A 26,394-nucleotide genomic window follows, 5' to 3' on the forward strand; every position below is an offset into this window, starting at 1 on the left:
TTCCGCCACGTTGTTTCATCCCACGCCCACGCAACGTTGGGTTCCGGTATCGTCTTCGTGCAACGTCGCCGCGCCTCTCGCGCGCGGCTTGCGCGCCCCTTGCGCAACCTTCGGCGCGTCGCGCGCTTCTCCCTGCCGATGCGTCCCGCCCAGATCGTCCCCCTCGTCGTCGCCACCGCTCTGTTCATGGAGAACACCGACTCGACGGTGATCGCCACGGCCCTGCCCGCGATCGCGGCGAGCCTCGGTGTCGATCCGATCGCCCTCAAGCTCGCGCTCACCGCCTATCTCGTCAGCCTGGCGATCTTCATCCCGGTCTCGGGCTGGGCCGCCGACCGCTACGGCGCCCGCAACGTCTTCCGCGCCGCCCTGTGCGTGTTCATGGCGGGTTCGCTCGCCTGCGCCGCCGCGAATTCGCTCACCGGCTTCGTCGCCGCCCGCTTCGTGCAGGGGGTCGGCGGGGCGATGATGGTGCCGGTGGGGCGCCTCGTGATCCTGCGCTCGGTGCCGAAATCCGAACTCGTTGGGGCGCTGGCCTACCTCACCATCCCCGCGCTGATCGGTCCGATCCTCGGGCCGCCGCTCGGCGGCTTCATCACCACCTATGCCGACTGGCGCTGGATCTTCTTCATCAACATTCCGATCGGGCTCGCCGGCATCGTCCTCGCGACCCTGTATTTCGGCGACATCCGCGAGGAAACGCGCCCGCCGCTCGACGTGACGGGCTTCGTCCTGTCAGGCGGCGGGCTCGCCCTGCTGATGCTCGGCTTTGCCGCGACCGGGCGCCATCTCCTGCCGGACGGCGTGTCCTGGGCCTGCATGGCCGGCGGAATCGTCCTCGTCGGGCTCTACCTGCGCCATGCCAAACGCACCGAGCATCCGCTGATCCGCCTCGACCTGCTCAAGCATGACACCTTCCGCGCGGCGGTGACGGGGGGAAGCCTGTTCCGCATCGGCACCGGCGCCATCCCGTTTCTGTTGCCGCTGATGCTGCAGATCGGCTTCGGGCTCGATCCGCTGCATTCCGGGCTCATCACCTTCGCCGCGGCGGCGGGCGCCCTTCTCATCAAGATCGTCGGCCCGCGCATCCTGCGCGCCTACGGGTTCCGCCGGGTGATGGTGGTCAACGCGCTGGTCGCCTCCGCCTTTCTCGCCGCCAACGGGCTGTTCACGGCGCAGACCCCGCACTGGATCATCGTCGGCGTGCTCCTGCTCGGCGGCTGCGTGCGCTCGCTGCAATTCACCTGCGTCAACGCCATCGCCTATGCCGATCTCGAATCGCGGGAGATGAGCGCGGCGACGAGTCTAGCCAGCGTCGCGCAGCAATTGTCCCTCAGCCTCGGCGTTTCCATCGGCGCCCTGGCGCTGGAGGGCGCTGCCGCCTGGCACGGCCATGCCGGGATCGAGGCGGGGGATTTCTCCCTCGCCTTCCTCGGGGTGGCCGTGGTCTCGGTGGGCTCGTTCTTCGTGTTCCGGCGGCTGGCACCGGATGCGGGCGCGGAGGTGTCCGGTCAGCGACGGGTCGCCGAGGCCGTGCCGAGACCCGCCGACGGTTCGCCCCAGAGCCTTGCCCCTGTTACGCGGCAGCCCGCGCCGGAGCCCGGCCGGCCGCCCGCTTGACGCTGCCGGATTTAGGCCGCGCGGGCGCCTTGGCCGCCGGCTTGGCGGGGGCTCGTGCGGGCGCCGAAGCCTCGCCGGAGCTGAAGACCCCGCGCCAACTCCAGGCGCCGGGGCCGGTCATCGCGTACATCAGGAAGGCGCCGGCCAGCCCGAGATCGGCGAGGAGGAAGCTGCGCTCGGTCACCGCGGCGGCCCCGGCATGGAGCCAGAACGGGTGCAGCAGGGCGGCCATGCCGGCCACGAAGCCGGCCATGGCGAGCCCGGTGATCCGCGGCATCACACCGAGGATGACCGCCAGCGGCCCGAACACCTGCACGATCACCGCCGCCGTCGCGACGGCGTTGGGGGCGGGACAACCGGCGCCGGCCAACGCCACCGCGAAGCCGGAAACGTTGAGCGCGCGCGCCACGCCGGTCGGCAGCAGGGCCGAGGCCATGAGGAGACGGGCGGCGAGAAGGACGCCGTTCTGGGCTGAACCGAACACGGGCCGAGGACTCCGGGAGAAAAGGAATGCCGGGAAGCCTCGCGGGGCAGCATGAATCGCCGGTTAAAGAGGCAGGGCGAAGCGATGGATGCCTGGGGATCGTCCAAGAACCATGCGCTCACCATGCACGCACCATGGACTTGCCCTTGCGTTGGGCTTAAGCCCGCAACCCGAGACCAGCACAGGACCGATCGAGGGGCATCCAAGCCGTGGTTCAGTCGATGGCCGACGTGCGGGAGGCGATCTTCGCCTTCATCGCGGCCCGCAACCCGGGCCTTCCCTCCGGCGCCGTCACCGGGGAGACTTCTCTCGTGACTAGCGACGCGCTCGATTCGATCGGCATCCTCGACCTGATGATGCATCTCGGCGACCGCTTCGGCGTCGAGGTCGACGAGGACAGCTTCGACCTCGCGAACTTCGCCAGCGTCGACACGCTGGCCCATTTCATCGACGACCGGCGTTCCGACGTCTGATCCGCGCCTGACCCGTCCCATGGCCCCGACGCTGCTGCACCACCTGCTCGAAGGAGCCGGCGCGGACGATTCCCCCGCGATCGTCGAGGGGGGCGAGACCCTCACCTATGGCGGCTTCCGGGCCCGCGTCGCCGCTTTGGCGGGGCGCTTGGCCCGTCTCGGCCTGCGGCCCGGCGACCGGGTCGCGATCCTGCTGCCGAAATCGATCCGCGAATGCGTCGCGATTTTTGCCGCCAGCGCGGCCGGCGGCGTATTCGTGCCGATCCACCCGTCCTTGCGCCCGCGTCAGGTCCACCACATCGTCGCCGATAGCGGCGCGCGGGTGCTGCTGACCGATGCTGCCCACGCGGCCGGGCTCGAAGGCGCGCTCGATGACCTTTCGGACCTGCGCATCCTCGATGGGGAGAGGGGTGACGACGCCGCGGCCCTCATCCCCGGCGAGCCGGCGCCGGAGGGGCTGGCGGCGATCCTCTACACCTCGGGCTCGACCGGCCTGCCCAAGGGCGTGATGCTCTCCCACGCCAACCTGATCGCCGGCACCCGCATCGTGCGGACCTATCTCGGCATCAACCCGACAGACCGCCTCCTCTCGGTGCTGCCGTTCTCGTTCGATTACGGCCTGAACCAGCTCCTCACCACCGTCGAGCAGGGCGCGCGCATCGTGCTGCTGACGCCCCGGCTCGGCGACGACGTGGTGCGGGCGCTGGAGGCGCACCGCATCACCGTGCTGGCGGGCGTGCCGACGCTGTGGACGCTGCTGACACGGGCCGCGCCGCATCTGGCCAAGGCGGACCTTTCAGCCCTGCGGGCGATCACCAATTCCGGCGGCAGCCTCGCGCTGCCGACGATCGAGCGCCTGCGCACGCGGCTGCCGCATACGGCCGTCGTGCTGATGTACGGCCTGACGGAAGCCTTCCGTTCGACCTACCTGCCGCCGGAGGAGATCGACCGGCGGCCGGATTCGATCGGCCGCGCCATCCCCGAGACCGAGATTTTTGCCGTCACCCTGGAAGGACGCCGGGCGCGACCCGGCGAGCCCGGCATTCTGCACCACCGAGGCCCGACCGTCTCGATGGGCTACTGGAAGCGGCCCGAGGACACCGCCCGCGTGCTGGTGCCCGATCCGTTCCCGCCGTCCGGTTCCGCGCCGGGCCTCGTCTGCCGCTCCGGCGACCTCGTGGTGGAGGATGAAGACGGCTTCTTCCGGTTCATCGGCCGCGAGGACACGATGATCAAGACGCAAGGGTTTCGCGTGAGCCCGACCGAGGTCGAGGCGGCGTTGATGGAGACGGGCGCCTTCCGCGCCGCCGCCGTGATCGGCCTGCCCGACCCGAGCCTCGGCCAGCGCATCCACGCCGTCACCGTCCCCGTCGAGGGCGCGCTGGGCACGGCGGACGTCCTGCAGCGCCTCCGCGCGGCGCTGGCGCCCCATCTCGTGCCCCGCACCATCGAGGCGGTGGCCGCGCTGCCGACCACGCCCAACGGCAAGGTCGATTACAAGCGCCTCACCGCCGAGCGCGCGGCGGTGGAAATCTAGGACCGATGCGCGCGGGCCGACGGTCTCCCATCCGCTGCCCTCATCCTGAGGCGCCGCGCAGCGGCCTCGAAGGATCATCCCGTTCCCGCGCGATCCCTGGAGCACCCTTCGAGGGCGCCGCTGCGCGTCGCCACCTCAGGATGAGGTTGAGGATGGGGCAAGTCTCCCGCATGAGGTCGTCATGACCCAGGCCGTCTCTCCCGACCTCACCGCCGCGCTGATCGCCCAGAATTTTATCCGTGATGCGGGCGGCGTGCTGCAGGTGGGCGGCCTGCCGCTGACCGAGCTCGCAAAGGATTTCGGCACGCCGCTCTTCGTCTACGACGCCGACACGATGCGCCGGACCTACCGGGCGCTGTGCGCGGCACTCGCCGGCTTCGCGGAGGTGGATTTTTCGGTCAAGGCGAACCCCAACCCGGCGGTGATCCGCGTCTTCTCTCAAGAGGGTGCGGGGGCCGAGATCGCCTCCGGCGCCGAGTTCGACGCCGCCATCAGGGCGGGTGTTCCACCGGAAAAGATCCTGTTCGCCGGCCCAGGCAAGGGGGCGGCCGACCTCGACCGGGTGATCGGCGGCGGCATCGGCGAAATCCATCTCGAAAACCGCGAAGAGATTGCTCGCGTCGCGGCGGCGGCCGAGCGTCACGGCGTGCATGTGCGGGTGGCACTGCGGATCAATCCCGGCGCGACCGCGCAAGGCGGGGCGATGCGGATGGGCGGCAAGCCTTCGCCGTTCGGCTTCGACGAGGAAGACATCGAGGCCGCCATCGACACCGTGGAGGCCGCACCGCGCTTGCACCTCGTCGGGCTCCACCTGTTCGCCGGCACGCAAGGGCTGAAGGCGGACACCCTCCTCGGTCAGTGGAGCTACGGGCTCGGGCTTGCGGCGCGGATTGCGAACCGGATCGGGCGGCCGCTGGAGACGATCGATCTCGGCGGCGGCCTCGGCATCCCGTACTTCTTCGGCGACACCGCCCTCGATCTCGGCACGATCCGGGCCGGGCTGCCCGACCTGATCGCCACCCTGCGGGCGGACCCGCTGATGGCGCGCGCCCGCGTGGTGCTGGAGCCCGGCCGCTACCTCACCGGGCCGGCGGGCGTCTATGTGGCGCGGGTGCTGGCGGTGAAGGAATCGCGCGGCAGCCGCTTCGTCATCACCGATGGCGGCATGCACCATCATCTCGCCGCCAGCGGCAATCTCGGCCAGATCGTCAAGCGCGACTTTCCCCTCGCGGCGGTGTCCGATGCGAGCGGTGAACGGGCGGCAACGGCGGTCGTTGGTCCGCTCTGCACGCCGCTGGACATGCTGGCCCGCGCGGCTCCCCTGCCGCCGCTGGCGGAGGGCGATCTCGTCGCGGTGCTGCAATCGGGGGCCTACGGGCTCACCGCGAGCCCGACGGGCTTCCTCAGCCACCCGACCCCGGCCGAGGTGCTGGTGGAGGGGGGCGAGGCCAGGGAGATCCGGGCACGGGGGCCTTGATCCTGGCGCGTTCGCAAGACCGCGCGGCGCTTGCGGAAGCCCCCATCGCACTCGCGTGACGGGGGCCTCGGATGCCGTTCGGGATGTGGTGGCGCGGCTTGGCGTGTCGATCAGGCGGCCCGCACCGTGGTGAGAAAGCGCTGAACCTCTGTCGAGAGGTTCTCGGACTGGCGTGACAGCTCCGCGGCGGCACTCAGGACCTGGCTCGCGGCAGCCCCCGTCTCCTCGGCGGCGCCGGCCACGCTGGTGATGTTCGTCGTCACCTCGCCGGTGCCGATCGCGGCCTGGGCGACGTTGCGCACGATTTCCTGAGTCGCCGCCCCCTGCTGCTCCACCGCGGCGGCGATGCTCGAGGCCACGCCGTTGATCTCTCTGATGCGGCTGGCGATGCCGCCGATGGCAGCCACCGCCTGCCCGGTCGCCCCTTGGATCGTACCGATCTGGGAGGCGATTTCATCGGTGGCGCGCGACGTCTGGTTGGCGAGCTCCTTCACCTCGGACGCGACGACGGCGAAGCCGCGGCCCGCCTCGCCGGCACGCGCCGCCTCAATCGTCGCGTTCAGCGCCAGCAGGTTGGTCTGACCGGCGATCGTCGAGATCATCGCAACGACGTTGTTGATCTGAGCCGCGGCGTTCGACAGGTTCTGCACCAGCACCGCCGTATGGTCGGCCTCGCCGACCGCGCCCTCGGCCAAGTCCGCCGAGTTCGCCACCTGGCGGCCGATCTCCTGCACCGAGGCGCCCAGTTCTTCGGCCGCGGCGGCCACGGTCTGCACGTTCGCCGCCGCCTCCTCAGCCGCGGACGCCACGGTCAGGGATTGCGACGCCGTCTCGGTGGCCGTTCCCGACATGCTCCGGGCCGTCGCCTGCAACTGGCTGGCGGACGAGGTCACCATGCCGATGATCCCGCTGACCATCGTCTCGAAATGATCGGCCATCTGCCGCATGCCGGCCTTGCGCTGCTCCTCCGCCGAGGCGCGGGCGAGAGCGGTGTCCTCCTCCAGCTTGCGCGTATGGATCAGGTTCGTGCGGAACACCTCGACGGTGGATGCCATCTCGCCGATCTCGTTTCGGCGGCCCTTGGACGGCACCTCCCGGTCGGTATCGCCGCTCGCGATGTCGCGCATCGCACGCGTCATCTGCTCGATGGGCCGGGCCACGCCGAAGATGGAGAACGCCATGGCCAGGATCGTGACGACGAGGCCCGCGACCAGCATCGCGATGGCCGTATGGATCGCCTGAGTCTGTTGGATCTGCGCGGCCTCTCCGGCGGCCTTGCTCACCTCGAAGTTCAGATCGACGAGCCGGGTCGCGGCGGCGGCGGCGGCGCGATACCGTGCATGGTTCTCCGTCCGGAACAGCACCAGCGCCTGATCGGCGTTTGTTTCGGCGATCCGCAGCAGCTTGGACCAGTCCTGCTTCAGCGCGCCGACCGTCTGGATGAGGTCGTCGTAGGCGGCCTGCTCAGTGCTACTGGCGATGAGCACCTTGTACTTGTCGAGCTCCGCGGTGCGCGCCTCCATCAACTCATGTGCCAAGGCGAGGTCTTCTTTCCTGATCGCATCATTGGGTGCGGTCAGGAACCGCAGCTGGGCCGTTCTGACCTGCAGAATGAGCCTATTGATGCGGCTCGCCTGATTGAGGGACGGAATTGCATTGGTGATGATGACGTTCGTGCTCTCGCCATTCGTTTGGAGGGCTTTGATCGAAACGAGTCCCTGAATGGCGGATACAATCGTCAAGATGGCAAACATGCCAACGAGTATTGCTTTGATGCTAATTCTCATTTTTCGCCCCAGTCTAATTTCTCCTCAAATCTATCATGAGTTTGATAATGGAATCTAAATCCCAATGCGGCGCGCCCTGCCCGATTATTGCTGTTTCAATGAGATATAATGATTTAGACTGGGATTATTGGCGGACTTATTTCGTTTGTCCTGATCAGAGGTTGAGAGTTGTGTCGATGTTCGTTCATCGGTTGCATCAACTGATGAGGGGACAGGGACGGGCTGAAGCCGCCGGTCTTCGAGGCTCGGCTCCGGAGCGGCGACGGCGGGAGCGCATTCCGACGAAGTGGTCACCGGCTCGTCGAAGGAATGCGCACCACAACAAGGACCGAGAGGCACCGACCCGATGCCATCAGGCCGGGCGACGCCGGGTCCTCGCGACCGCACAGGGGCTGCTCCCGAAGGCCGGCCGGTGAGGCGTATGCCGGAAATGCAAAAAGCCCCGGCCTTGCGGCCGGGGCTGAAATCGGTCTCGAACTCTCGAAGGGCTTAGAAGAACCCGAGCTTCTTCGAGGAGTAGCTGACCAGCATGTTCTTGGTCTGCTGGTAGTGGTCGAGCATCATCTTGTGGGTCTCACGGCCGATGCCGGACTGCTTGTAGCCGCCGAAGGCCGCGTGCGCCGGATAGGCGTGGTAGCAGTTCGTCCAGACGCGGCCGGCCTGGATGGCGCGGCCGAAGCGGTAGGCGCGGGTTCCGTCGCGGGTCCACACGCCGGCGCCGAGGCCGTAGAGCGTGTCGTTGGCGATGGAGAGCGCCTCCTCGTCGTCCTTGAAGGTCGTGACCGAGAGGACGGGCCCGAAGATCTCCTCCTGGAAGATCCGCATCTTGTTGTGGCCCTTGAACACCGTCGGCTGCATGTAGAAGCCGTCGGCCAGATCGCCCTCGCGGGTGCCGCGGGCGCCGCCCGTGAGGCACTCGGCGCCTTCCTGGCGGCCGATATCGACGTAGCTGAGAATCTTCTCGAGCTGCTCCGAGGAGGCCTGCGCGCCGATCATCGTCGCCGGATCGAGCGGCGAGCCCTGGGTGATCGCCTCGACGCGCTTGATCGCGCGCTCGATGAAGCGGTCATAGATCGACTCGTGCACGAGCGCGCGGCTCGGGCAGGTGCAGACTTCGCCCTGGTTGAGGGCGAACATGGTGAAGCCTTCGAGCGCCTTGTCGAAGAAGTCGTCGTCCTCGTTGACGACATCCCCGAAGAAGATGTTCGGCGACTTGCCGCCGAGCTCCAGCGTCACCGGGATCAGGTTCTGCGAGGCGTACTGCATGATGAGGCGGCCGGTGGTCGTCTCACCGGTGAAGGCGATCTTGGCGATGCGCGGGTTCGAGGCGAGCGGCTTGCCGGCCTCCAGGCCGAAGCCGTTGACGACGTTGATGACGCCCGGCGGCAGCAGGTCGCCGATCAGCTCCATCACCACGAGGATCGAGGCGGGGGTCTGCTCGGCGGGCTTGAGCACCACGCAGTTGCCGGCGGCGATCGCAGGCGCCAGCTTCCACACCGCCATCAGGATCGGGAAGTTCCACGGGATGATCTGGCCGACGACGCCGAGCGGCTCGTGGAAGTGGTAGGCCACCGTGTCGTGGTCGATCTCGGAGATCGCGCCTTCCTGGGCGCGGACGCAGCTGGCGAAGTAGCGCCAATGGTCGATGGCGAGCGGGATGTCCGCGGCGGTGGTCTCGCGGATCGGCTTGCCGTTGTCCCAGGTCTCGGCCAGCGCGATCAGATCGAGGTTGTCCTCCATCCGGTCGGCGATCTTGTTGAGGATGCGGGCGCGCTCGGCCGGCGCGGTGCGGCCCCAGGCATCCTTGGCGGCGTGCGCGGCGTCGAGCGCCCGCTCGATATCCGCCGCCTCGGAGCGGGCGACCTCGCAGATCACCTTGCCGGTGATGGGGGAGGTGTTCTCGAAGTAGCGGCCGCTCGCCGGCGCGAGCCACTGGCCGCCGATGAAGTTGTCGTAGCGCGCCGAAAACGGCGACTTCGTCTTGGCATCCGCCAGGAATTCGGGCTTGTTCATCGCGTTTCCTCCATTGCGCTTGTTCGTTGACCGCTCTTGCCGCCGGTCTTGCCGCGTCTTGGCGGGAGACAAGAGCAGTCGCCTCGTCCGATCAAGCTGGACTTTTGTCCAACGCGGCTTCTGTCGGCCGCCGACTTGACTGTCTTCGCAATTGTTTTTGCCTGCCGCCGGGGGCGGCTGCAGCTCCATCAGTTAGACCCTTTCAGGCCCCCTGGCGACCCCGCCCTTTGTCCAAGGAGCGGGGGCGTGGCGCCCTCGTCGGGCAGGCGCGGCGCGTCGGTCTCAAGGCCGTTCCGGTACAGGATCAGGCCGGTGACGCGGCCGGTCTCGTCGGCGGTGAAGCGGATCTGCGCATCCCTCGCGCGCAGGAAGAAGGCGCGCTCGCCCTCGGGGACGAGTTCGTTGCGCGGCTGCCGCGTGGTTTGCGCGTAGATCCGCCCGTCCTCGACGGTCACCGCGATCTCGGAGCCCGGTCCCAGGGCGTAGCGGCCGGCGAGCGCCGCCAGGCTGGAGCGGTCGATGGCGATTTCGCGATGCGCCTGCGGCGGCTCGGCGAGCACGGCCCGCGCCTCCTCGGCGGCCACGCGCGGCCCGGTCCGGTCGCGGCCGTCGCGATGAAGGATCGCCCCGGTGGGCGTGCCGTCGGGCTCCGTCTCGAAGGTCAGGCGCATGTCGGCGACGGGGCTGACGAAGGTGCGGTCGCTCTCGGGCACGAAGGGGAAGGCGGGCTCGCGCATCCCCGGCCCTTCCGCCCGCGCCGTCAGGCCCCGGCCCTCGCGGGCGACGGTGAGGAAGGCGCGGGGGCCGAGGCGGTAGGTGCCGGGGTAGCGGTCGAGGATCACGTCCTCCAGCACGATCTCTTCGGGCGCCGCGTAATGGCCGAGATGGAGGGCGGCGAGGTCGCGGGCGATCTTCTGGGCCGGCGCGGTTTCGGTGTTCGAGAGCACGATCACCGTGAGCCGGTCGTCGGGATAGACGTCGTTGATCGAGAGGAAGCCGGGGATCGACCCGGCATGGCCGAAGACGCGGTGGCCGCTCGTCTTGTCGCCGGGTTTCCCAAATGCGCGGGAGACGAACCAGCCGAGGCTGTAGCCGGTGCCGCGATCGTCGAACATCGCTGCGCGCGAAGCCTCGGAGAGCAAGCGCGTGCCGGCGAGCGCCTCGTCCCAGGCGAGCAGGTCGTCAACCGTGGAATAGAGCGCGCCCGCGGCATAGGCCGAACTCGCCGCCATCGGCACCGCGTTGCGCCATTGCGCCCGCCCCCGCCGGTAGCCGGCGGCCCGCCGCGGCAGGATCGCGGTGAGGTCGTCGTAGCCGGTCTCTTTCAGCCCCAGCGGCGCGAGGATGTTTTCGCGCAGATAGCCTTCGTAGGAGAGGCCCGAGGCGGCCTCGATCACCATCCCGAGCAGCACGTAATTGGTGTTGCTGTACTCGAAGCGTGTCCCCGGCGGGAACAGCAGCGGGTCGCCCGCCGTCAGCGCCACGATCTGCGCGGGCGTGTGATCGACCCGCGCGATCTGGTCGTAATAGTTCGGCAGCGCCGTGAAGTTGATGATGCCGGAGCGGTGCTGGAGCAGGTGGCGCAGGCTCACCCCCGCCCAGGCCTCCGGCACGGACGGAACCCAGCGGCGGACGGGATCGTCGAGCCCGAGCCGGCCGGCCTCGGCGAGCTTCAGCACGGCCGCCGCGGTGAAGGCCTTAGTCAGCGAGCCGATGCGGAAATGGGTCTGCGGCGTATTGGGGATCTCCCACTCGCGGTCGGCGAGGCCGTAGGCTTGGCGGAAGACCGGCCGCCCGTCCCGGGCCACCAGGATGACGCCGGAGAACAGGCCCGCCTCGACGTAAGGGGCGACGAGTCCCTGCGCCCGCGCCATATCATCGTCTTGAGCGCAAGCCGGGCTCAGGGCCGCCAGCGCGATCGCGACGGCGAGCCAGACTGCGCGAGCGGGCTGCGGGCGACACGGGCTCACGGGGGCACGGCTCAAGAGGGCACGGCTCACGGGCTGCGGTTCTCCTTCTGGGCGGCGGCTTGACTGCGAACTTGGCAGCCAGCTTGGCCGAAACAGAGGCCGGCTTTGCGGCTGCGGCGTGGCGAATGCGGTCACGCACGGAGCGGGCCGCTCCCGGATGCCATCACGCTTTCGCCGCGACCCGCTGCGACAAGCCCCCGGCGCGGACGGAAGCCGCCGCGCTTGCGGGGTTTTCCTCGGCGCCGCCGACACGACAACCAGAGGCAGACGATCATGACGATCCTATCGCGCAGCCTGTTGGCCGCTTCCGTCTCCGCCCTCCTCGCCGGAACCGCCCTGGTTCCGGGCATCGCGCTCGCCCAGGCGCCTGCCCAAGTCCCTGCCCAAGCCCCTGCCCAGGCTACAGCGCCGGAGCCGGGCAAGGCGATCGCGCTGACGCAAGGACAGATCGACGGCCTCCTCGTCGCCCAGCCCGAACTCGCGAGGCTGCCCGGCGCCGCGCCCGACAAGCCCGATCCGAAGGCCGAGGCGCAGGCGCAAGCCGAAGCCGAGGCGATCGTGAAGCGGAACGGCTTTGCCAGCCTCGAAGAGTTTCAGGATGCCAGCGACACCGTTGATGCGGTGCTCGGCGGCATCGATCCCGAGACGACGCGCTATGTCGGCGCAACGCCGTTGCTGAAGAAGCAACTGGCGGCTCTCCAGGCCGACAAGTCGATGCCCGCCAAGGAGAAGGTCGAAGCGGTCAAGGAGATCGAGGCGGCGCTCGCGGCGGGCGAGCCCGAAAAGCCGTCGCCGGCCAACATCACCCTCGTGACCCGGAACTACGCCCGGCTCAGTGCGGCGATGGCCGAAGGCGACGGGACGCCGAAATAGGCGCCGCGTCGCAGACAACCCTCCTCCCCGTACGGGGGAGGGATAGCGCCGGCTTCCCCCGCGTTACGACACGCCAACCCCCTGTCCCGCTGCGCCCGGTCCCAAGCCGGATGCTGCCCCTGAGAGCATCCGCGACCGTGATATCTTCCCCTCGGCCCACCCTCGGAAGCCCGGCCTCCGAGGCCCCGCCGGGCGGTTCGCCGGGAGCGGTCCGGAGCGTGCCCGCGGGCACGCCGGCGAGCCCGTCCCCTTCGGGTCCATCCCCCTCGAGTCCATCACCTGGGGTCGGGCCGGGCTTTGCCGAGTTCGTCGGCATCGTCGCGCTGATGATGGCGGTCACCGCCATGTCGATCGACAACCTGCTGCCGGCCTTCCCGCTGATCCAGGAGCGGTTCGGGGTCGCCGACCCCAACAGCCTGCAGCTCCTCGTCTACGTCTACATGGTCGGCTTCGGGGTGGCGCAAATCGTCTACGGGCCGGTATCGGACGCCCTCGGGCGGCGGCCGACGCTGCTGATCAGCCTCGGCATCTACACCGCCGGCTGCATCCTTTCGATGCTGGCGCCGAGCTACGAATGGCTGCTCGCCTCCCGCGTCATCCAGGGCATGGGTGCAGCGGGCGGCCGGGTGCTCGCCACCGCGATCGTGCGCGACCGCTTCTCTGGTCGCGAGATGGCGAGCGTGATGTCGCTCATCATGATGGTGTTCCTGATCGTGCCGATGCTCGGGCCGGCGATCGGCGCGACCATGCTGCTGCTCGGCTCGTGGATCTGGGTGTTCGTGTCGATGCTGGCGCTGGGCGGCATCCTCACGCTGTGGTTCGCCCTGCGCATGCCGGAGACGCTACATCCCGAGTACCGCCGCCCGCTCTCGCTGCGGGCCACGGGGCAGGCGCTCGCCACGGTGCTGCGCAACCGCGCGGCGATCGGCTACGCCACGGCGCTCGGCCTGCTGACCGGCTGCATCATGGGCTATGTCGGCTCGGCCCAGCAGGTGTTCGACACCGGGCTCTACCATCTCGGCGGGCTGTTCCCCGTCGCCTTCGGCGTGGTGGCCGGCGCCATGGGCGCGGCGACGCTGATCAATTCCCGCGTCGTGCGCTGGCTCGGGATGCGGACCCTTTCGCATGCAGGCGTGACCGCCTTCACGGCGGTCGGCCTCGTGCAGGTCGGCATCGGCCTGCACTATCAGGGGCATCCGCCGCTAGTGCTGTTCCTGTCGGTGCTGGCGCTGAACCAGTTCCTGATCAGCTTCGCCCTGCCGAACTTCAACGCGCTGGCGCTGCAGCCGCTCGGGGCGATCGCCGGCACGGCCTCGTCGTTCCTCGGCTTCTACACCACGATCCTGGGCGCCTTCTGCGGCTTCGTCATCGGGCACGCCTTCGACGGCACGGTGATGCCGGTGGCCTATGGCTACGCCCTGCTCGGCGCGCTCGCTCTGCTCACCGTGGCCTGGACCGAGCGCGGGCGGCTCTACCGGGCCGGCGTCTCCGGCTGAGATCGGCGGCCCGGAGCGCGTCCGGGCCGCCGGGGTTGGTCAGGCGTTGGCGCCGCCATCGACCGTGAGGGTGGTCCCCGTGATCTGTCGCGCCGCCGGGCTCGCCAGGAAGGCGACCGCGGCAGCGATGTCCTCCGGCCGGCCGTAATGGCCGAGCGCGGTCATGGCGCGCTGGAGATCCGACTGTTCGCCGTTGGACGGATTCATGTCGGTGTCGGTCGAGCCCGGCTGCACGAGGTTCACGGTGATGCCCTGAGGCCCGAGTTCGCGGGCGAGCCCACGGGTGAACGACAGCAGGGCGGACTTCGTCATCGAGTAGACCGTGACACCGGGAAACGGGACGCGCTCGCCGAGGCACGAGCCGATCGAGATGATCCGTCCGCCCTCCCCGAGATGCGGGATCGCCGCCTGCGAAGCCAGCACCACGGAGCGAATGTTCACGGCCAGCAGCGCGTCGATATCGGCCAAAGACATCTCCGTCACCGGGCCGCCGCGGGCGATGCCGGCATTGTTCACGAGGATGTCGAGCCCGCCGAGTTCCCCGGCTGCCGCATCGACCGAGCGCTTCACCGCCGCGGCATCCGCGCTGTCGGCCTGGATGGCGAGGCCGCGCCGGCCTTGTCCCTCGATCGCCCGCACGACGTCCGCCGCTCGCTCGGCCGAGCGCTCGTAGGTGATCGCGACGTCCGCACCCCGCTCCGCCAGCGCCAGGGCGATGGCGGCGCCGATCCCGCGGGAGGCGCCGGTTACGAGGGCGCGCTTGCCTGCCAGTTCACTCATCGATTGATCTTTCTGTATCGAACGACACAGAAATGGCTACGAGCGTTGCCGATCGCGGTCAAGCGAATTATAGAACGATCGATGCAGAATTCTAAACCCGGTCCCTCCCCCGGCGCCGCACCACCGAGCTGCGGCCCAACCCGTGGTCGCGGCCGGCCGCGTGCCTTCGACCGGGACGCGGCGCTGACCCAGGCAATGCATCTGTTCTGGCGCAAGGGCTTTGCGGCCACCTCCATCTCCGACCTGACCGCGGCGATGGGGATCGGCTCGCCGAGCCTCTACGCGGCGTTCGGCTCGAAGGAGGGGCTCTACACGGAGGCCCTGCGCCACTACCGCGAGCGATACGGGGCGCATGTCTGGGGCAACTTCGATGCGGCCCCGACCGCGCGCGCGGCCGTCGAATCCCTGCTGATGGACACGGCCGCCGCCCTGACGCAGGTCTGCGCGCCCGAGGCGCCGCGCGGCTGCATGGTGACGCTCTCGGCCGTCGGCGGCGAGGGCCATGCGGAGCTCGGCGCTTGCGTGCGGGCGGCGCGCGCCCTCGGATTCGAGCGCGTCGTGGCGCGGCTCAGCCGCGCGGCGGCGGAGGGCGAATTCGGTGCCGCGGTCGATCTCCCCGCCCTCGCCCGCTTCGTGATGACGGTGCAGGGCGGGATGTCGCTTCAGGCCCGCGACGGCGCGAGCCGGGCCGAGCTGGAGGCGGTCGCCCGTCTGACGATGGCGGGATGGGACGCCAGGGTCGCCGGTTGATCGCGCGCGGCCCTCAGGCCGCCTCGTCCTCGGGGATCACATCGACCTCGACGGTGAGCTTCTGCTCCCCGGCGGAGGCGACCATGCCATCGATGGGGGCGACGTCGGCGTAATCGCGTCCACGCGCCACGACGATGTGGTCGTCGCGCACGACGCAGGCATTGGTCGGGTCGAGGCCGATCCAGCCACCCTCCCCCGCGCCCGTCTCGGGCCCGCACCAGAGGGCGACCCAGGCGTGGCTGGCATCCGCCCCGCGCAGGCGCGGGCGCCCCGCCGGCGGCCGGGTGCGCAGGTAGCCGCTGACATAGGCCGCCGGCAGGCCGAGCCCGCGAAGGCCGGCGATCATGACGTGGGTGAAGTCCTGGCAGACGCCCGCCCTCAGGGCGAAGGCTTCCGCCAGCGGCGTCGAGACCGTGGTCGCCTTGGCGTCGAAACGGAAGTCGTCGCGAATGCGCTGCATCAGCTCGACCGCGCCGCCATAGGCGCTGCGCCCCGGCGGGAAGCTGGCGCGGGCATAGTCCGTCACCGCCGGTTCGAGCGGCACCCGCTGGCTGCGGAACTGGAAATGCGCCGGCCCGTCCGGCCCGAGCGAGGGCAGCGCCAAGGCGGCCGCACGCACGGCCTCCCAGGGCAGGCCCGACTCGGGCGGCGGCGGGGCCGGCCGCTCCACGGCGACGCGGGAGACCGCCTCGACCGTGAATTCGCGATGGGGCTCGTCGAGGGTCAGGGTCAGCGTGTCGAGACCGAAGAAGTCGCGCCGCGCGAGACGGCTGGTCGGCGTGGGCGTGACGTGCAGCGCACTCTCCAGCACCCGCTGCCCCTCGCCGTCGCGGGGGCGCAGGCGCAGGTTGCAGCGCGCGAAGCGGACGGCCCGCGCATAGCGGTAGGTCGTCAGGTGACGCAGGCTGTAGATCAAGCGAGACCCGTGAGCTTTTCGGGCCGCAGGGCATCGGGGCCGTTGGGGAAGTAGCGGCCGGCGATCCCGTCGGCGAGGCCTTCCAGGTCCGCCTCGAACCGCTCCAGGGTCTCGGCGTCGAGCGCGGCGGCCTCCGCCGTCTGGAGCGTGCTGGCCAGCACCAGCGCCCGGCGGCGGTGCGGCTCGGGCAGCCCGTCGGCGGCGAGCGCCGGCAGGGCGTCGAGATGGGCGACCATCGCCTGAAGCTGGTAGGCGACGGAGCGGGGATTGTTGGGGTCGAGCACCGCCATGTCGCAGACCGCGTCGCGGCTCACGCCCACGAGGTAGCGCGCCCCGTAGGCGATCTGCGAATCGGCGAGCGAGAGCATCACGCCGAGATCCTCGGCGCCGGCATCCGGGCTGCAGAAGCGGAGCGCGAAGCCGCAGGTGTTGATCGCCCGCTCGACGCGCCGGCCCATATCGGCGAAGCGCCAGCCGGCGGCGTGGCCCATATTCTCGTGGATCAGGCCGGTGAGCGCGGCGAGATGGCCGAGCGCACGCTCGGCCTTGCCGAAGAGCTGCGCCTCGGTCGGCGCCCAGGCTTCCGTGTAGGCTAGGGTGTCGCGCAAATCGGCCAGAGCCCGCCAGGATTCGGCCGGCAGCCGCTCGCGCAGGGAGGCGGCGATGCGCCGGGCCTCCAGCACGTGGGCGAGGCCCGAGCCGTGGAGCGTCTTGCCGGAGAGCGCCTCCCCGGCCACGGCCGCGGGCGGGAGATCGATCGCGCTCACCGCGCCCCAATCCTTGAGCAGCGCGCGGATGGCGAGCGCCGTCGGCGCGCCCTCTTCGCCGGAGGCGTCGGCGGCGATCGCCTCGCTGAACACGCCGAGATGGGCCTGGACGAGGCGGATCACCGCTTCCGCCCGCTCGAGATAGCGCCCGAACCAGAACAGGTTGTCGGCCGCCCGCGACGGCAGGTGGCCGGCGATGCGGCGGATGCGCGGCGCGCTCGTGTGCACCAGGCCCGGGGTGTCGACGGGCGTGTCGGACAGGACCCAGACGTCGGCGGAGCGGATGCCGGCGCGCATCTCGCTCGGGTCGCCGCCCTCGTGCTCGGCGACGCGGCAGAAGGCGCTCGGCAGCACGCGCCATCCGTCGGGCGTGGCGGCGGCGAAGACGCGCATGACGAAGGGGCGTGCGACGAGCCGCCCGTCCTGCCACGCGGGCATGGTCGAGAGCGGCGCGGGCTCCTGCGCCACCCAGTCGAACGGCCGCTCGCGCAGGGACGCGACGGCGCGGGCGCGGGCGGCGTCGAGAGCCGGGCCGGCCAGCATCGCGTCGCGCTCCGGGCCGCGCACCGGGGTCGCGGCGGCGCGCAGCGTCAGGCGGTCGAGATTGGCCAGCGCGTGGTCGAGGCCATCCGGATCGCCGCACCACCATGTGCGGGGCCCCGTGAGCCGCAATTCCTCGCCGGTGAGCCGCCGGGCGATGGCCGGCAGGTACGGCCCGAGCGCGGCCGATTCGAGCACGCCGGAGCCCGGCATGTTGCCGACCACGGCGCCGCCCCGGCGCAGCACCTGGAGGATGCCGGGCACGCCGAGGCGCGAATCCGAGCGCAGCTCCATCGGGTCGAGATAGTCGGCATCGATCCGGCGCCAGACCGCGTCGGTGCGCTTCAGCCCGGCGATGGTTCGGACATGCAGGAGCCCGTCCCGCACCACGAGGTCGTCGCCCTCCACCAGCAGGAAGCCGAGATAGCGGGCGAGCGCGGCCTGCTCGACATAGGTGCTGCTGTAGGGCCCCGAGGTGAGAAGGCAGATGCGCGGGTCGCTGCGGGCGCAGGAGGCGGCCAATCCGGCGCGGAACGCCTGGAAGAAGCCGGGCAGGCGCTCGACATGGAGGTCGGCGAACAGGTCCGGGAAGGCGCGGGCGAGCACCATCCGGTTCTCCAGCGCGTAGCCGAGGCCGGAGGGCGCCTGGGTGCGGTCGGCCAGAACCTGCCAGCGCCCGTCGGGGCCGCGGCCGACATCGGCGGCGTAAATCGGCAGCCAGCGCCCGCCGGGCGGGGCGATGCCGTGGACCGGCCGGAGATATTCGGGATGCCCCGCGACCACGCCCGCGGGCAGAAACCCGTCCGCGACGAGCCGGCCCGCGCCGTAGATGTCGGCGACGATGCGCTCCATCAGGCCGGCGCGCTGGACGATCCCGGCCGACAATTCCGCCCAGTCGGCGGCGTCGATGACGAGCGGTAGCGAGCCCAGCGGCCAGGGATGCTCGCGCCCGTCGCCGTAGACCCGGTAGGAGATGCCCGCGTCGCGGATATGCCGCTCGGCGGAGAGGAAGCGGGCGGCGACCTCGCGGTCGTCGAGCCGGGCGAGACGCTCCAGAAAGCGCGGCCAGCCGCCGCGCAGGTTGCCCCCGGCATCGACCAGCTCGTCGGCGAGGCCGGGGCGGGGCGCGTAGCCCTCCGTCCAGCGGCGCATGCGCGCCGCCGGGTCGTCGGCCGCCCAGGCGGAGGCGTCGGGCGCTGGCCCGTCCGCGAGGGCGGCCGATGCGCTCATCGGGGTGCGGGCGTGCGCAGGTCGAGGGTCAGGGGGAAGTCGCCCGTGCGCTCCTCGGCCGGCATCGCGAGGCGGCCGGGGGTGTGGCCCATGGCCTCGAACCGGGCGAGGCGGCGCCCCTCCGCTTCGTACGCGTTGACCGGGAAGCTGTCGTAGTTGCGCCCGCCCGGATGGCTGACATGGTAGCGGCATCCGCCGATCGAACGGCCGCTCCAGGCATCGAAGATGTCGAAGGTCAGCGGCCCGTGCGGCGGGATCGTCGGGTGCATCGAGGAGGCCGGCTGCCACGCCTTGAAGCGCAGGCCTGCGACCGCTTCGCCGCTGGCGCCGGTCGGCGTCATCGGCAGGCGGCGGCCATTGCAGGCGATCACATGCCGGCCGGGGACGAAGCCCTCGACCTTCACCTGAAGCCGTTCGACGGATGCGTCCACGAAGCGCACGGTTCCCCCGGCGGACCCCTCTTCGCCCAGCACGTGCCACGGCTCCAGCGCTTGGCGTAGTTCGAGGCCGACGCCGCCCTGCTCCACCCGGCCGAAGACGGGGAAGCGGAACTCGGCTTGCGCCGCGAAGGCCTGAGGGTCGAACTCGTAGCCGCCGCCGCGCAGGTCTTCCAGCACGGAGAGGAAGTCCGCCCAGAGGAAATGCGGCAGCATGAAGCGATCGTGCAGCGCCGTGCCCCAGCGGACACAGCCGCCGGTCTGCGGCTCGCGCCAGAGCCACGCCACGATGGCCCGCAGCAGCACCTGCTGCGCGAGGCTCATGCGCGCGTCCGGCGGCATCTCGAAGGAGCGGAATTCGAGCAGGCCGAGCCGGCCGGTGGCGCCGTCCGGCGAGAACAGCTTGTCGATGCAGATCTCGGCGCGATGGGTGTTGCCGGTGACGTCGGCGAGGATGTTGCGGAACAGCCGGTCCACCAGCCAATGCGGGATGTTGGCCCCATCCGGCTCCGGCACCTGCGCCAGCGCGATCTCCAATTCGTAGAGCCCGTCATGGCGCGCCTCGTCCATGCGCGGCGCCTGGCTCGTCGGGCCGACATAGAGCCCGGCGAACAGGTAGGACAGGCACGGATGCCGCTGCCAGAACAGCACGAGGCTCTTCAAGAGGTCCGGCCGGCGCAGGAACGGCGAGTCGGACGGGGTCGCGCCGCCGAGCACGACGTGGTTGCCCCCGCCGGTGCCGGTGTGGCGCCCGTCGATCATGAACTTCTCGGCGCCCAGGCGCGTCTGCCGCGCCTCCTCGTAGAGGCCGCGGGTGATATCGACCGCCTCGCGCCAGGAGGCGGCGGGGTGGACGTTGACCTCGATCACGCCGGGATCGGGCGTGACCTTGATGACCGGGAGCCGCGGATCGTAGGGCGGCTCGTAGCCCTCGATATGGATCGGCTGGCCGATGGTCTCGGCGACGCGTTCGAGATGTCCGACGAGGTCGATGTAGTCGTCGGCCCGCTCCACGGGCGGCATGAACACGCAGAGTACGCCGTCGCGGGGCTCGACCGACAAAGCGGTGCGCACGGCCACGCCCTCCATGCCGGCGCCGTTGGCCCGGTCGGCGCCCTTCGGCAGGGGAGCGTCGCGGGGGCCGCCCGGTTCGACGGGCAGGTCGCCGCGCGCCTCGAGCGGGTCCTGCGGGTGGTAATAGGGGTAGGAATCCGGCGGCACATAGGGAAGCGAGCCGAGCGGCAAGCGGAAGCCCAAAGGCGAGTCGCCGGGGTTCAGGTAGGCGCCGCCGCGGCGGAACTTCCAGGTCTCCGAGATCCAGACACGGCCCTCCCCCGCCGCGAGGTTGGCCAGCGGCAGCACGTAGCCGACGGGCTTGTCGAGGCCGCGCCCGAACACGCGCCTGAACCGGGCATCGGTCTCCGGGCTGCCGGTTTGCGGTTCCGCGGTCGTGACGTTGACCGGCAGCTCGCTCTCGCGGATCCGCCAGTAGTCGACGTCCTCGTAGGCGGGGAAGACGAAGCGGGCGAGTTCGAGCCGCTCGGCGAGCGTGCCGATCAGTCGCTCGGCATCCGTGATGGTGGCGGTCTTCGGGCCGTCCTCGACGGCGATCAGGTCGGCGTTCTTCCAGATCGGCACGCCGTCCTTGCGCCAGTAGAGGGCGAAGGCCCAGCGCGGCAGGCTCTCGCCGGGATACCACTTGCCCTGGCCGTAATGCAGCATGCCGCCGGGCGCGAAGCGGTCCCGCAGGCGCCGGATCAGTTGGTCGGCCAAGCCCCGCTTGGTCGGCCCCACGGCGGCGACATTCCATTCGGGGGATTCGAAGTCATCCACCGAGACGAAGGTCGGCTCGCCGCCCATGGTCAGGCGCACGTCCTGTTCGGCGAGATCCGCGTCGATGCGCTCGCCGAGCGCATCCATCGAGGTCCAGACCTCGTCCGAGAACGGCTTGGTGATGCGCGGCGCCTCGGCGACGCGGCTGATCGTCATCTCGTAGGCGAACTCGACCTTGGCCGGTTCGGCGAGCCCCGAGATCGGCGCGGCGGCGTTGTAATGCGCGGTGGCCACGAGCGGGATGTGCCCCTCGCCCGTGAGCAGGCCGGAAGTGGCGTCGAAGCCGATCCAGCCGGCGCCGGGCAGGTAGACCTCGGCCCAGGCGTGCAGGTCGGTGAAGTCGGTCTTGGTGCCGGCCGGGCCGTCCACGGCGGTGGTGTCGGGCACGAGCTGGATCAGGTAGCCCGAGACGAAGCGGGCGGCAAAGCCGAGCCGGCGCAGCACCTGCACCAGCAGCCACGCGGAATCACGGCACGAGCCGCTCTGCAGGGTGAGCGTCTCGGCGGGCGTCTGCACGCCGGGCTCCATGCGCACGCCGTAATTCACCTCCGCCCGCAGCAGCGCGTTGAGCGCCACGAGGAAGGTAACCGTGTGGGTCTCCTCGGGAATGCGCGTGAGGAAGGCGTCGATCTCCGGCCCGTGCGCGTCGTCGAGGACGAGGTAGGGCGCGAGCGCGACCTTCAGATCGGGCTCGTACTCGAAGGGATGGCGCTCGGCGTAGGGCTCGACGAAGAAGTCGAACGGGTTGATGACCGCGAGGTCGGCGGTGAGATCAACCTCGATGCGCAGTTCCGTGGTCTTTTCCGGGAAGACGAGCCGGGCGAGCCAGTTACCGGCTGGATCCTGCTGCCAGTTGATGAAGTGGTTCTCCGGGCTGACCTTCAGCGCGTAGGCCGGCACCCGGGTTCGCGCGTGCGGCGCCGGGCGGAGCCGGATCGTCTGCGGTCCCAGCGCGATCGGCCGGTCATAGCGGTAATGCGTGACGTGGTGCAGGGCGGCTTGGATCGACACGGAGGCTCCGAAGGCTTCTGCGATTGTCTCGAACGAGCGGGCGGTGCGCTCGGCCGCCGGTTGCATGCCTTACTACAGTTCGGGCGGCCGGAAGGAGCAATCGGAATAGCAAGAACCGTGCAGTGGCCGTTGCCCGGCATGGAACTTCGTCCGGCTCACACCCTTGGTTGATGCGGAAGGCCGCGGGAGCGAGGCTGCGGCCCGGTTCTTGTAGGGATCCCGCGACGGCCGAAGCGGGGGCCTCCCATGAAAATCTTTCAGTGCCAAGCCTGCGACCAGCCGCTGTCGTTCGAGAGCACCGTCTGCGAGAGCTGCGAGCGGCGGCTCGGCTATGTCTGCGACCGGCACGAGATCTCGGCGCTGGAGCCCAGCGGCGAAGATGGGCGCGGGCCGCTGTTCCGCGCCTACGCCCATCCCGGCCGCAAGTACCGCCTCTGCGCCAACGCGGCCCATGACGCCTGCAACTGGATGGTGCCGGAGGAATCCGACGAGGCCTTCTGCGTCGCCTGCCGCCACAACCGGATGGTGCCGGACCTGGGCGTCGGGGCCAATCTCGACCGCTGGCGCCGGATCGAGGCGGCCAAGCACCGGTTGTTCTACTCGCTCCTGCGCCTCGACCTTCCGCTGGTGACGCGGGAGCAATATTCCGACGGGCTCGCCTTCGATTTTCTGGCCGAATCCGCCGGACCGCCGGTGATGACCGGCCATCTCGACGGGCTCATCACCCTGTCCATCGCCGAGGCCGACGACGTCGAGCGGGAGCGCCGCCGCAAGCTGTTCGGCGAGTATTACCGGACCCTGCTCGGCCATTTCCGCCACGAGATCGGGCATTACTTCTGGAACCTGATGGTGCGCTTCGACGCGAGCCTGCCGACCTTCCGCGCCTTGTTCGGTGACGAGAGCGCCGATTACGGGGCCGCGCTCAAGCGCCATCACGCCGAGGGGCCGCCGCCGCATTGGGAGGAATCGTTCGTCTCGTCCTACGCGACCGCCCATCCGTGGGAGGATTTCGCCGAGACCTTCGCCCACTACCTGCACATCATCGACACGCTGGAGACCGGCAGCGCCTTCGAGATCCGCCTGAAGCCGAAGCTGCGGGCCAAGGCGGAGCCGGCGGTACCGGCCACCTGCATCGATTTCGATCCCTACGAGACGCCGGACTTCGAGCGGGTGGTCGAGGCGTGGATCCCGCTCACCTATGCGGTGAACTCGCTCAGCCGCTCCATGGGGCAGCCGCCGCTCTATCCGTTCACGCTGACGCCGTCGGTGATCGCCAAGCTCGCCTTCGTGCATGAGCGGATCTACGCCGCGCGCGCACCTAGCGGCTTCACGGAGGAGGCGAGCGCCGAGATGTTGAAGGCGGTGATCGCGGGTCTGCGCCAGCGGGTGGCGACCCCGACGACCTGAGCCGGTTTCGCGGGGGCCGAAGGCGATCCGTCATTACGTGGCATGCCGGATGAGGCTTTCGCCTCATCCGGCATGCCTGCCGCAGGGGTCGTGTGACCCGTTCCGTGTGGGCCGGTTACTGCGCCGGGGCCGGCGCCGGGGTCTTGGGGGCGGCAGCCTTCGGCGCGGACTTCGCCGCGGCGCCTGCGCTGCCGGTGGCGGCGGGCGCGTTGGCGGCCGTGCCGGGGGCGGATTTCGGAGCCCATTCGGCGTCGGCGCGGGGCCCGTTCGGACCATTGGTCGGGCCGGTGAGCTGGCCGGGCTGGGTGTCCGTCACCTTCTTCCAGGTCTGCGACTGGCACAGGAAGGCGATCAGGCAGCCCTTGACCGTCAGTTCCTCCGGCTCGTCCGACCAGACCGTGACGTCGTAGAACTTGCCGTCCTCGGCGTTGTAGATCTTGCCCTCGTAATGGGCATCCTCGTTCAGCTTGAGGCCGAGGATGAGCTGATGCCCGAGCGAGGCGCGGGTGCGCTTCTTCGCATCGGGGTTGCGGAAATCGACCCGCGGCTTGCCCTCGTCGTTGAGCGGCGTCTTCAGCCACACCGCGTAGCCGCACAGGTTCTTCTCCTGCGGGCCGCACTTCTCGACGCGGATGCGCGCCTTGCCGTCCTGCGTCAGCCAAGTGCCGCTGGGGTCATGCTGGGGCGCCGCGGCCGAGGCGGGAGCCACCGACAGACCGCCCAGGACGGCGAGGCCGGCGGCGAGGGCCGCGACGCGGCCGGTGCGGAGGAAAGGCGCGCGCGCACCGATCGGTCCGAAGATCATGCAAAAACATCCCCACTCGGGCGCGGCAGCGAGTGCGGGCCGCACCGTTCATCCTGACGATTGGGCCGCCCGCGCACGGACCGTTGCCCCTTCGCCGCAGCCATCGAATCGGAAGGTGACCGGATCATGACCGCCGCGGGGCGGTTCCGACGCAATTTGCCGGTCTTCCCACGCCCCATGCGAAAAGGGCCGGTGCACATGGCACCGGCCCTTTCGAACTACTTCGGTTGAGTCGCGACTTACTCGGCCGGAGAGAGATCGGCGGTGAAGTGGCCGCACCAATCCTTGGAAGCGACGACCGGCCACAGGCCCTGGCTCTGCGGGTCGGGCTGGCTCACCGGCGGGTTGAAGCGGCACAGGCCCTGGTCGCCCGCGGCCTGGGCGCCGTTGGTCTTGTGGTCGTCGAAGAAGCGGCAGCTCTGGCAGGCGGCGTTGCTCGAGGTGGCCATGATCTCTCTCCGGTTGTCGTTCGATCGTTGCTCGTTGGCAGGTCTTCCGTCGGGGCCGTTCGGCCCTGCACGTCCTGCCGTCACCATCCTTGATTAGAACAAGTCCAAACTTCGATCAAGCTCTTTAGAACGATTCCGAATTATGAGCCGGCGTGCGAAAAGTGGCGTCCGATCCGTATGAAACCGCAGGTTGGCCAACGCTTTGCGGCCGGAGCGAGGGGAAGCCGGGCAATCGGACGGGCGTTGCGCCCTACCTCACGAATGCGTGAAGCGGCGGAGAGGCAAGCCTCTCCGCCGCTCCGAGGCGACGCTCCGGACGATTGGGATGAGGGGGGCTACGCCGCAGCGGCGCGGTCGAGGGTGGCGGCGACGAGGCCGGCCAGTTCCGCCGCCTCGTTGCGGATGTCGGGCACCGCGGTGCATTCCCATAGGACGCCGCGCAGGAGCGGCCCGAGGATCCAGAGCGGTCCCCCGCCCTCCCCCGCCGCGGTGCGGACCGCCCGGTAATCCACGCCCGCGTCGAGACCGAGCCCGAACGGGCCGGGACGCACGAGGCCCCGATCGAGCAGCCGCCGCAGCAGCGGGTCGCGGCTCTGCGGGAGATGGCCGAAGCCGGTGGCGTCGATCATCGCCTGGACGGCGAGGCGCTCCGGGCGCTCGGCCCCGCGCAGGCGCAGCGTCACCACCGCCTGCGACGCCTCGTCCTCGATTGCGATCAGGCGCCCGGCCCGCACCGTGAGGGCGCCGCGGGCGATCTCGTCGGCGATAGTCTGCGCGGCGGGCGGGGCGGTGCGATGGCGGTGCACGTCCCAGAACGGCCGCAGGTGGCGCTGGAACCGGGCCTGCTCCCGCGGCGGCAGGCTGCGCCAGATCGTATCGGTGAGCGGACGCAGGGCGTCGATGACGCCGTGCCAGCCGACGCCCCGTTCCGCGGCCCGCGCGACGTCCGAGCGGATGCGGGCGAGGAGCCGCCTCAGGGAGGCGAAGTCGGCCGGCCTCAGGTCCGGCATGGGCCAGAGGTCGGCGGGGGCGTGGGCGTTCGGCAGCAGGCCACGGCGCGACAGGGCGAGGATCGCCCCGGTAAAGCCCTGCGCCCGCAGGCTCGCCACCGCGTCGAGCATGGTAAGGCCGGTTCCGACGATGAGGACCGGCGCATGCGGGTGCAGGCGGCCGAAGCTGTCCGGAGCCCAGGGATCGAGGCTATGCCGGCTCTTGGGCGCCGCCGAGGCCAGGTTGCCCATGGCGAGCACGGCGCCGGCGACCCGGTGGGTCTGCCCGCCCTCGGTGCGCAGCAGGAAGCCGCCCGCCCGCGGTTCCAGATCGACCACCGCGTCGTTGACGAGGCGCAGACGTGGCACCCCCGGCCCGGTGACGGCCGCGGTCAGCAGGTCGGTGAGATAGCTGCCGTAATGGCCCCGCGCCACGAAGGTGCCGGCCGACGTCGTCACGACGCCCTCGCCGAGATCGGCGCTGGAGAGCCACTCCTCGAAATGGCCCGGCCGGTCGGGAAAGGCACTCATGTTGGCGGCGCGCACATTGAGGAGGTGGGCCGGATTGCCGGTGCCGTAGGCGAGCCCGCGCGCGAAGCTGCCTCCGCGCTCGCACAGCAGCACTGGCTGCTCCGGCGGCAGGGCTTCGAGAAGCTGGAGCGCGGCCATGGTGCCGCTGAACCCCGCGCCGATCACCGCGATGGGGGGCAGGCTCGCCTGACGGGTCATCGTGTTCGATCCCTTAGCGTG

Annotated in this window: 19 protein-coding genes; 8 read left to right on the forward strand and 11 right to left on the reverse strand. The window is 70.3% G+C overall.

All coding sequences use genetic code 11. The annotated features are described in order from the left end of the window. Window positions 1-138 precede the first annotated feature (138 nt). Window positions 139-1,620, forward strand: a complete 1,482-nt coding sequence (locus tag M2437_RS16135) for an MFS transporter (protein ID WP_253389631.1) — start codon at window positions 139-141, stop codon at window positions 1,618-1,620. On the opposite strand, the gene M2437_RS16140 is transcribed toward M2437_RS16135, so the two are convergent. Next, entirely contained in the window at window positions 1,577-2,104 is a 528-nt protein-coding gene (locus M2437_RS16140) for a DoxX family protein (protein WP_253388042.1), read from the reverse strand. The genes M2437_RS16135 and M2437_RS16140 overlap by 44 nt on opposite strands. A gap of 221 nt (window positions 2,105-2,325) precedes the next feature. On the opposite strand from M2437_RS16140, the gene M2437_RS16145 reads away from it, so the two are divergent. The 3 genes from M2437_RS16145 to M2437_RS16155 all read left to right on the forward strand — a co-directional run bounded on the left by M2437_RS16145 (window position 2,326) and on the right by M2437_RS16155 (window position 5,591). Next, entirely contained in the window at window positions 2,326-2,577 is a 252-nt protein-coding gene (locus M2437_RS16145; RefSeq protein WP_003602486.1) for an acyl carrier protein, read from the forward strand. 19 nt (window positions 2,578-2,596) lie between these two features. Beyond that, the gene (locus M2437_RS16150; RefSeq protein WP_253388043.1) at window positions 2,597-4,114 is read left to right on the forward strand and encodes an AMP-binding protein; all 1,518 of its coding nucleotides are present in this window, start codon (window positions 2,597-2,599) and stop codon (window positions 4,112-4,114) included. A gap of 181 nt (window positions 4,115-4,295) precedes the next feature. Next, window positions 4,296-5,591 carry a type III PLP-dependent enzyme gene (locus tag M2437_RS16155; RefSeq protein ID WP_253388044.1) on the forward strand — a complete coding sequence of 432 codons (1,296 nt, stop codon included), beginning with the start codon at window positions 4,296-4,298 and terminating at the stop codon, window positions 5,589-5,591. 110 nt (window positions 5,592-5,701) lie between these two features. Here M2437_RS16155 and M2437_RS16160 read toward each other — a convergent pair whose 3' ends face one another. From M2437_RS16160 to M2437_RS16170, 3 genes are all read right to left on the reverse strand, one after another. Then, the gene (locus M2437_RS16160) at window positions 5,702-7,378 is read right to left on the reverse strand and encodes a methyl-accepting chemotaxis protein (protein ID WP_253388045.1); all 1,677 of its coding nucleotides are present in this window, start codon (window positions 7,376-7,378) and stop codon (window positions 5,702-5,704) included. A 489-nt stretch (window positions 7,379-7,867) separates the two neighbouring features. Then, on the reverse strand, window positions 7,868-9,391 hold the full coding sequence (gene adh, locus M2437_RS16165; RefSeq protein ID WP_253388046.1) for an aldehyde dehydrogenase: 1,524 nt from the start codon (window positions 9,389-9,391) through the stop codon (window positions 7,868-7,870). 188 nt (window positions 9,392-9,579) lie between these two features. Next, window positions 9,580-11,391, reverse strand: coding sequence for a serine hydrolase (locus M2437_RS16170; RefSeq protein WP_253388047.1), 1,812 nt, complete (start codon window positions 11,389-11,391; stop codon window positions 9,580-9,582). Between the two features lie 243 nt (window positions 11,392-11,634). On the opposite strand from M2437_RS16170, the gene M2437_RS16175 reads away from it, so the two are divergent. Together M2437_RS16175 and M2437_RS16180 are read left to right on the forward strand one after the other, a co-directional pair. Beyond that, window positions 11,635-12,234, forward strand: coding sequence for a hypothetical protein (locus tag M2437_RS16175; protein ID WP_253388048.1), 600 nt, complete (start codon window positions 11,635-11,637; stop codon window positions 12,232-12,234). A gap of 329 nt (window positions 12,235-12,563) precedes the next feature. Continuing rightward, entirely contained in the window at window positions 12,564-13,730 is a 1,167-nt protein-coding gene (locus M2437_RS16180; protein ID WP_253389632.1) for a multidrug effflux MFS transporter, read from the forward strand. A gap of 39 nt (window positions 13,731-13,769) precedes the next feature. On the opposite strand, the gene M2437_RS16185 is transcribed toward M2437_RS16180, so the two are convergent. Continuing rightward, on the reverse strand, window positions 13,770-14,510 hold the full coding sequence (locus M2437_RS16185) for a 3-oxoacyl-ACP reductase family protein (protein ID WP_253388049.1): 741 nt from the start codon (window positions 14,508-14,510) through the stop codon (window positions 13,770-13,772). Window positions 14,511-14,591: 81 nt separating this feature from the next. On the opposite strand from M2437_RS16185, the gene M2437_RS16190 reads away from it, so the two are divergent. Continuing rightward, entirely contained in the window at window positions 14,592-15,260 is a 669-nt protein-coding gene (locus M2437_RS16190; RefSeq protein ID WP_253388050.1) for a TetR/AcrR family transcriptional regulator, read from the forward strand. A gap of 13 nt (window positions 15,261-15,273) precedes the next feature. Here M2437_RS16190 and M2437_RS16195 read toward each other — a convergent pair whose 3' ends face one another. The 3 genes from M2437_RS16195 to M2437_RS16205 are packed head-to-tail and all read right to left on the reverse strand — an operon-like array spanning window position 15,274 to window position 22,060. Continuing rightward, a complete protein-coding gene (locus M2437_RS16195; protein ID WP_015951762.1) occupies window positions 15,274-16,176 on the reverse strand; it encodes a transglutaminase family protein in 903 nt (300 codons plus the stop codon). After that, window positions 16,173-18,713 carry a circularly permuted type 2 ATP-grasp protein gene (locus M2437_RS16200; RefSeq protein WP_253388051.1) on the reverse strand — a complete coding sequence of 847 codons (2,541 nt, stop codon included), beginning with the start codon at window positions 18,711-18,713 and terminating at the stop codon, window positions 16,173-16,175. Before M2437_RS16200 ends, M2437_RS16195 begins: the two co-directional genes overlap by 4 nt. Further along, a complete protein-coding gene (locus tag M2437_RS16205) occupies window positions 18,710-22,060 on the reverse strand; it encodes a transglutaminase family protein (RefSeq protein ID WP_253388052.1) in 3,351 nt (1,116 codons plus the stop codon). The genes M2437_RS16200 and M2437_RS16205 overlap by 4 nt, the downstream gene beginning before the upstream one ends. A gap of 180 nt (window positions 22,061-22,240) precedes the next feature. On the opposite strand from M2437_RS16205, the gene M2437_RS16210 reads away from it, so the two are divergent. Beyond that, window positions 22,241-23,401, forward strand: a complete 1,161-nt coding sequence (locus M2437_RS16210) for a zinc-binding metallopeptidase family protein (protein WP_253388053.1) — start codon at window positions 22,241-22,243, stop codon at window positions 23,399-23,401. Between the two features lie 115 nt (window positions 23,402-23,516). On the opposite strand, the gene M2437_RS16215 is transcribed toward M2437_RS16210, so the two are convergent. From M2437_RS16215 to M2437_RS16225, 3 genes are all read right to left on the reverse strand, one after another. Beyond that, on the reverse strand, window positions 23,517-24,206 hold the full coding sequence (locus M2437_RS16215) for a DUF2147 domain-containing protein (protein WP_056156168.1): 690 nt from the start codon (window positions 24,204-24,206) through the stop codon (window positions 23,517-23,519). A 239-nt stretch (window positions 24,207-24,445) separates the two neighbouring features. Beyond that, entirely contained in the window at window positions 24,446-24,655 is a 210-nt protein-coding gene (locus tag M2437_RS16220; protein ID WP_253388054.1) for a hypothetical protein, read from the reverse strand. A gap of 335 nt (window positions 24,656-24,990) precedes the next feature. Beyond that, window positions 24,991-26,373: an FAD/NAD(P)-binding protein gene (locus tag M2437_RS16225; protein ID WP_253388055.1), complete on the reverse strand. Its 1,383-nt coding sequence runs from the start codon at window positions 26,371-26,373 to the stop codon at window positions 24,991-24,993. Window positions 26,374-26,394: the final 21 nt, after the last annotated feature.

This window comes from Methylorubrum pseudosasae (assembly GCF_029504475.1).
Classification (GTDB): Bacteria; Pseudomonadota; Alphaproteobacteria; order Rhizobiales; family Beijerinckiaceae; genus Methylobacterium; species Methylobacterium extorquens.

Coding starts and splice junctions, on each gene's coding strand:
- M2437_RS16135 (WP_253389631.1), top strand. CDS start 139: ATGCGTCCCGCCCAGATCGTCCCCCTCGTCGTCGCCACCGCTCTGTTC.
- M2437_RS16145 (WP_003602486.1), top strand. CDS start 2,326: ATGGCCGACGTGCGGGAGGCGATCTTCGCCTTCATCGCGGCCCGCAAC.
- M2437_RS16150 (WP_253388043.1), top strand. CDS start 2,597: ATGGCCCCGACGCTGCTGCACCACCTGCTCGAAGGAGCCGGCGCGGAC.
- M2437_RS16155 (WP_253388044.1), top strand. CDS start 4,296: ATGACCCAGGCCGTCTCTCCCGACCTCACCGCCGCGCTGATCGCCCAG.
- M2437_RS16160 (WP_253388045.1), bottom strand. CDS start 7,378: ATGAGAATTAGCATCAAAGCAATACTCGTTGGCATGTTTGCCATCTTG.
- adh (WP_253388046.1), bottom strand. CDS start 9,391: ATGAACAAGCCCGAATTCCTGGCGGATGCCAAGACGAAGTCGCCGTTT.
- M2437_RS16175 (WP_253388048.1), top strand. CDS start 11,635: ATGACGATCCTATCGCGCAGCCTGTTGGCCGCTTCCGTCTCCGCCCTC.
- M2437_RS16180 (WP_253389632.1), top strand. CDS start 12,564: ATGGCGGTCACCGCCATGTCGATCGACAACCTGCTGCCGGCCTTCCCG.
- M2437_RS16185 (WP_253388049.1), bottom strand. CDS start 14,510: ATGAGTGAACTGGCAGGCAAGCGCGCCCTCGTAACCGGCGCCTCCCGC.
- M2437_RS16190 (WP_253388050.1), top strand. CDS start 14,592: ATGCAGAATTCTAAACCCGGTCCCTCCCCCGGCGCCGCACCACCGAGC.
- M2437_RS16200 (WP_253388051.1), bottom strand. CDS start 18,713: ATGAGCGCATCGGCCGCCCTCGCGGACGGGCCAGCGCCCGACGCCTCC.
- M2437_RS16205 (WP_253388052.1), bottom strand. CDS start 22,060: ATGCAACCGGCGGCCGAGCGCACCGCCCGCTCGTTCGAGACAATCGCA.
- M2437_RS16210 (WP_253388053.1), top strand. CDS start 22,241: ATGAAAATCTTTCAGTGCCAAGCCTGCGACCAGCCGCTGTCGTTCGAG.
- M2437_RS16215 (WP_056156168.1), bottom strand. CDS start 24,206: ATGATCTTCGGACCGATCGGTGCGCGCGCGCCTTTCCTCCGCACCGGC.
- M2437_RS16220 (WP_253388054.1), bottom strand. CDS start 24,655: ATGGCCACCTCGAGCAACGCCGCCTGCCAGAGCTGCCGCTTCTTCGAC.
- M2437_RS16225 (WP_253388055.1), bottom strand. CDS start 26,373: ATGACCCGTCAGGCGAGCCTGCCCCCCATCGCGGTGATCGGCGCGGGG.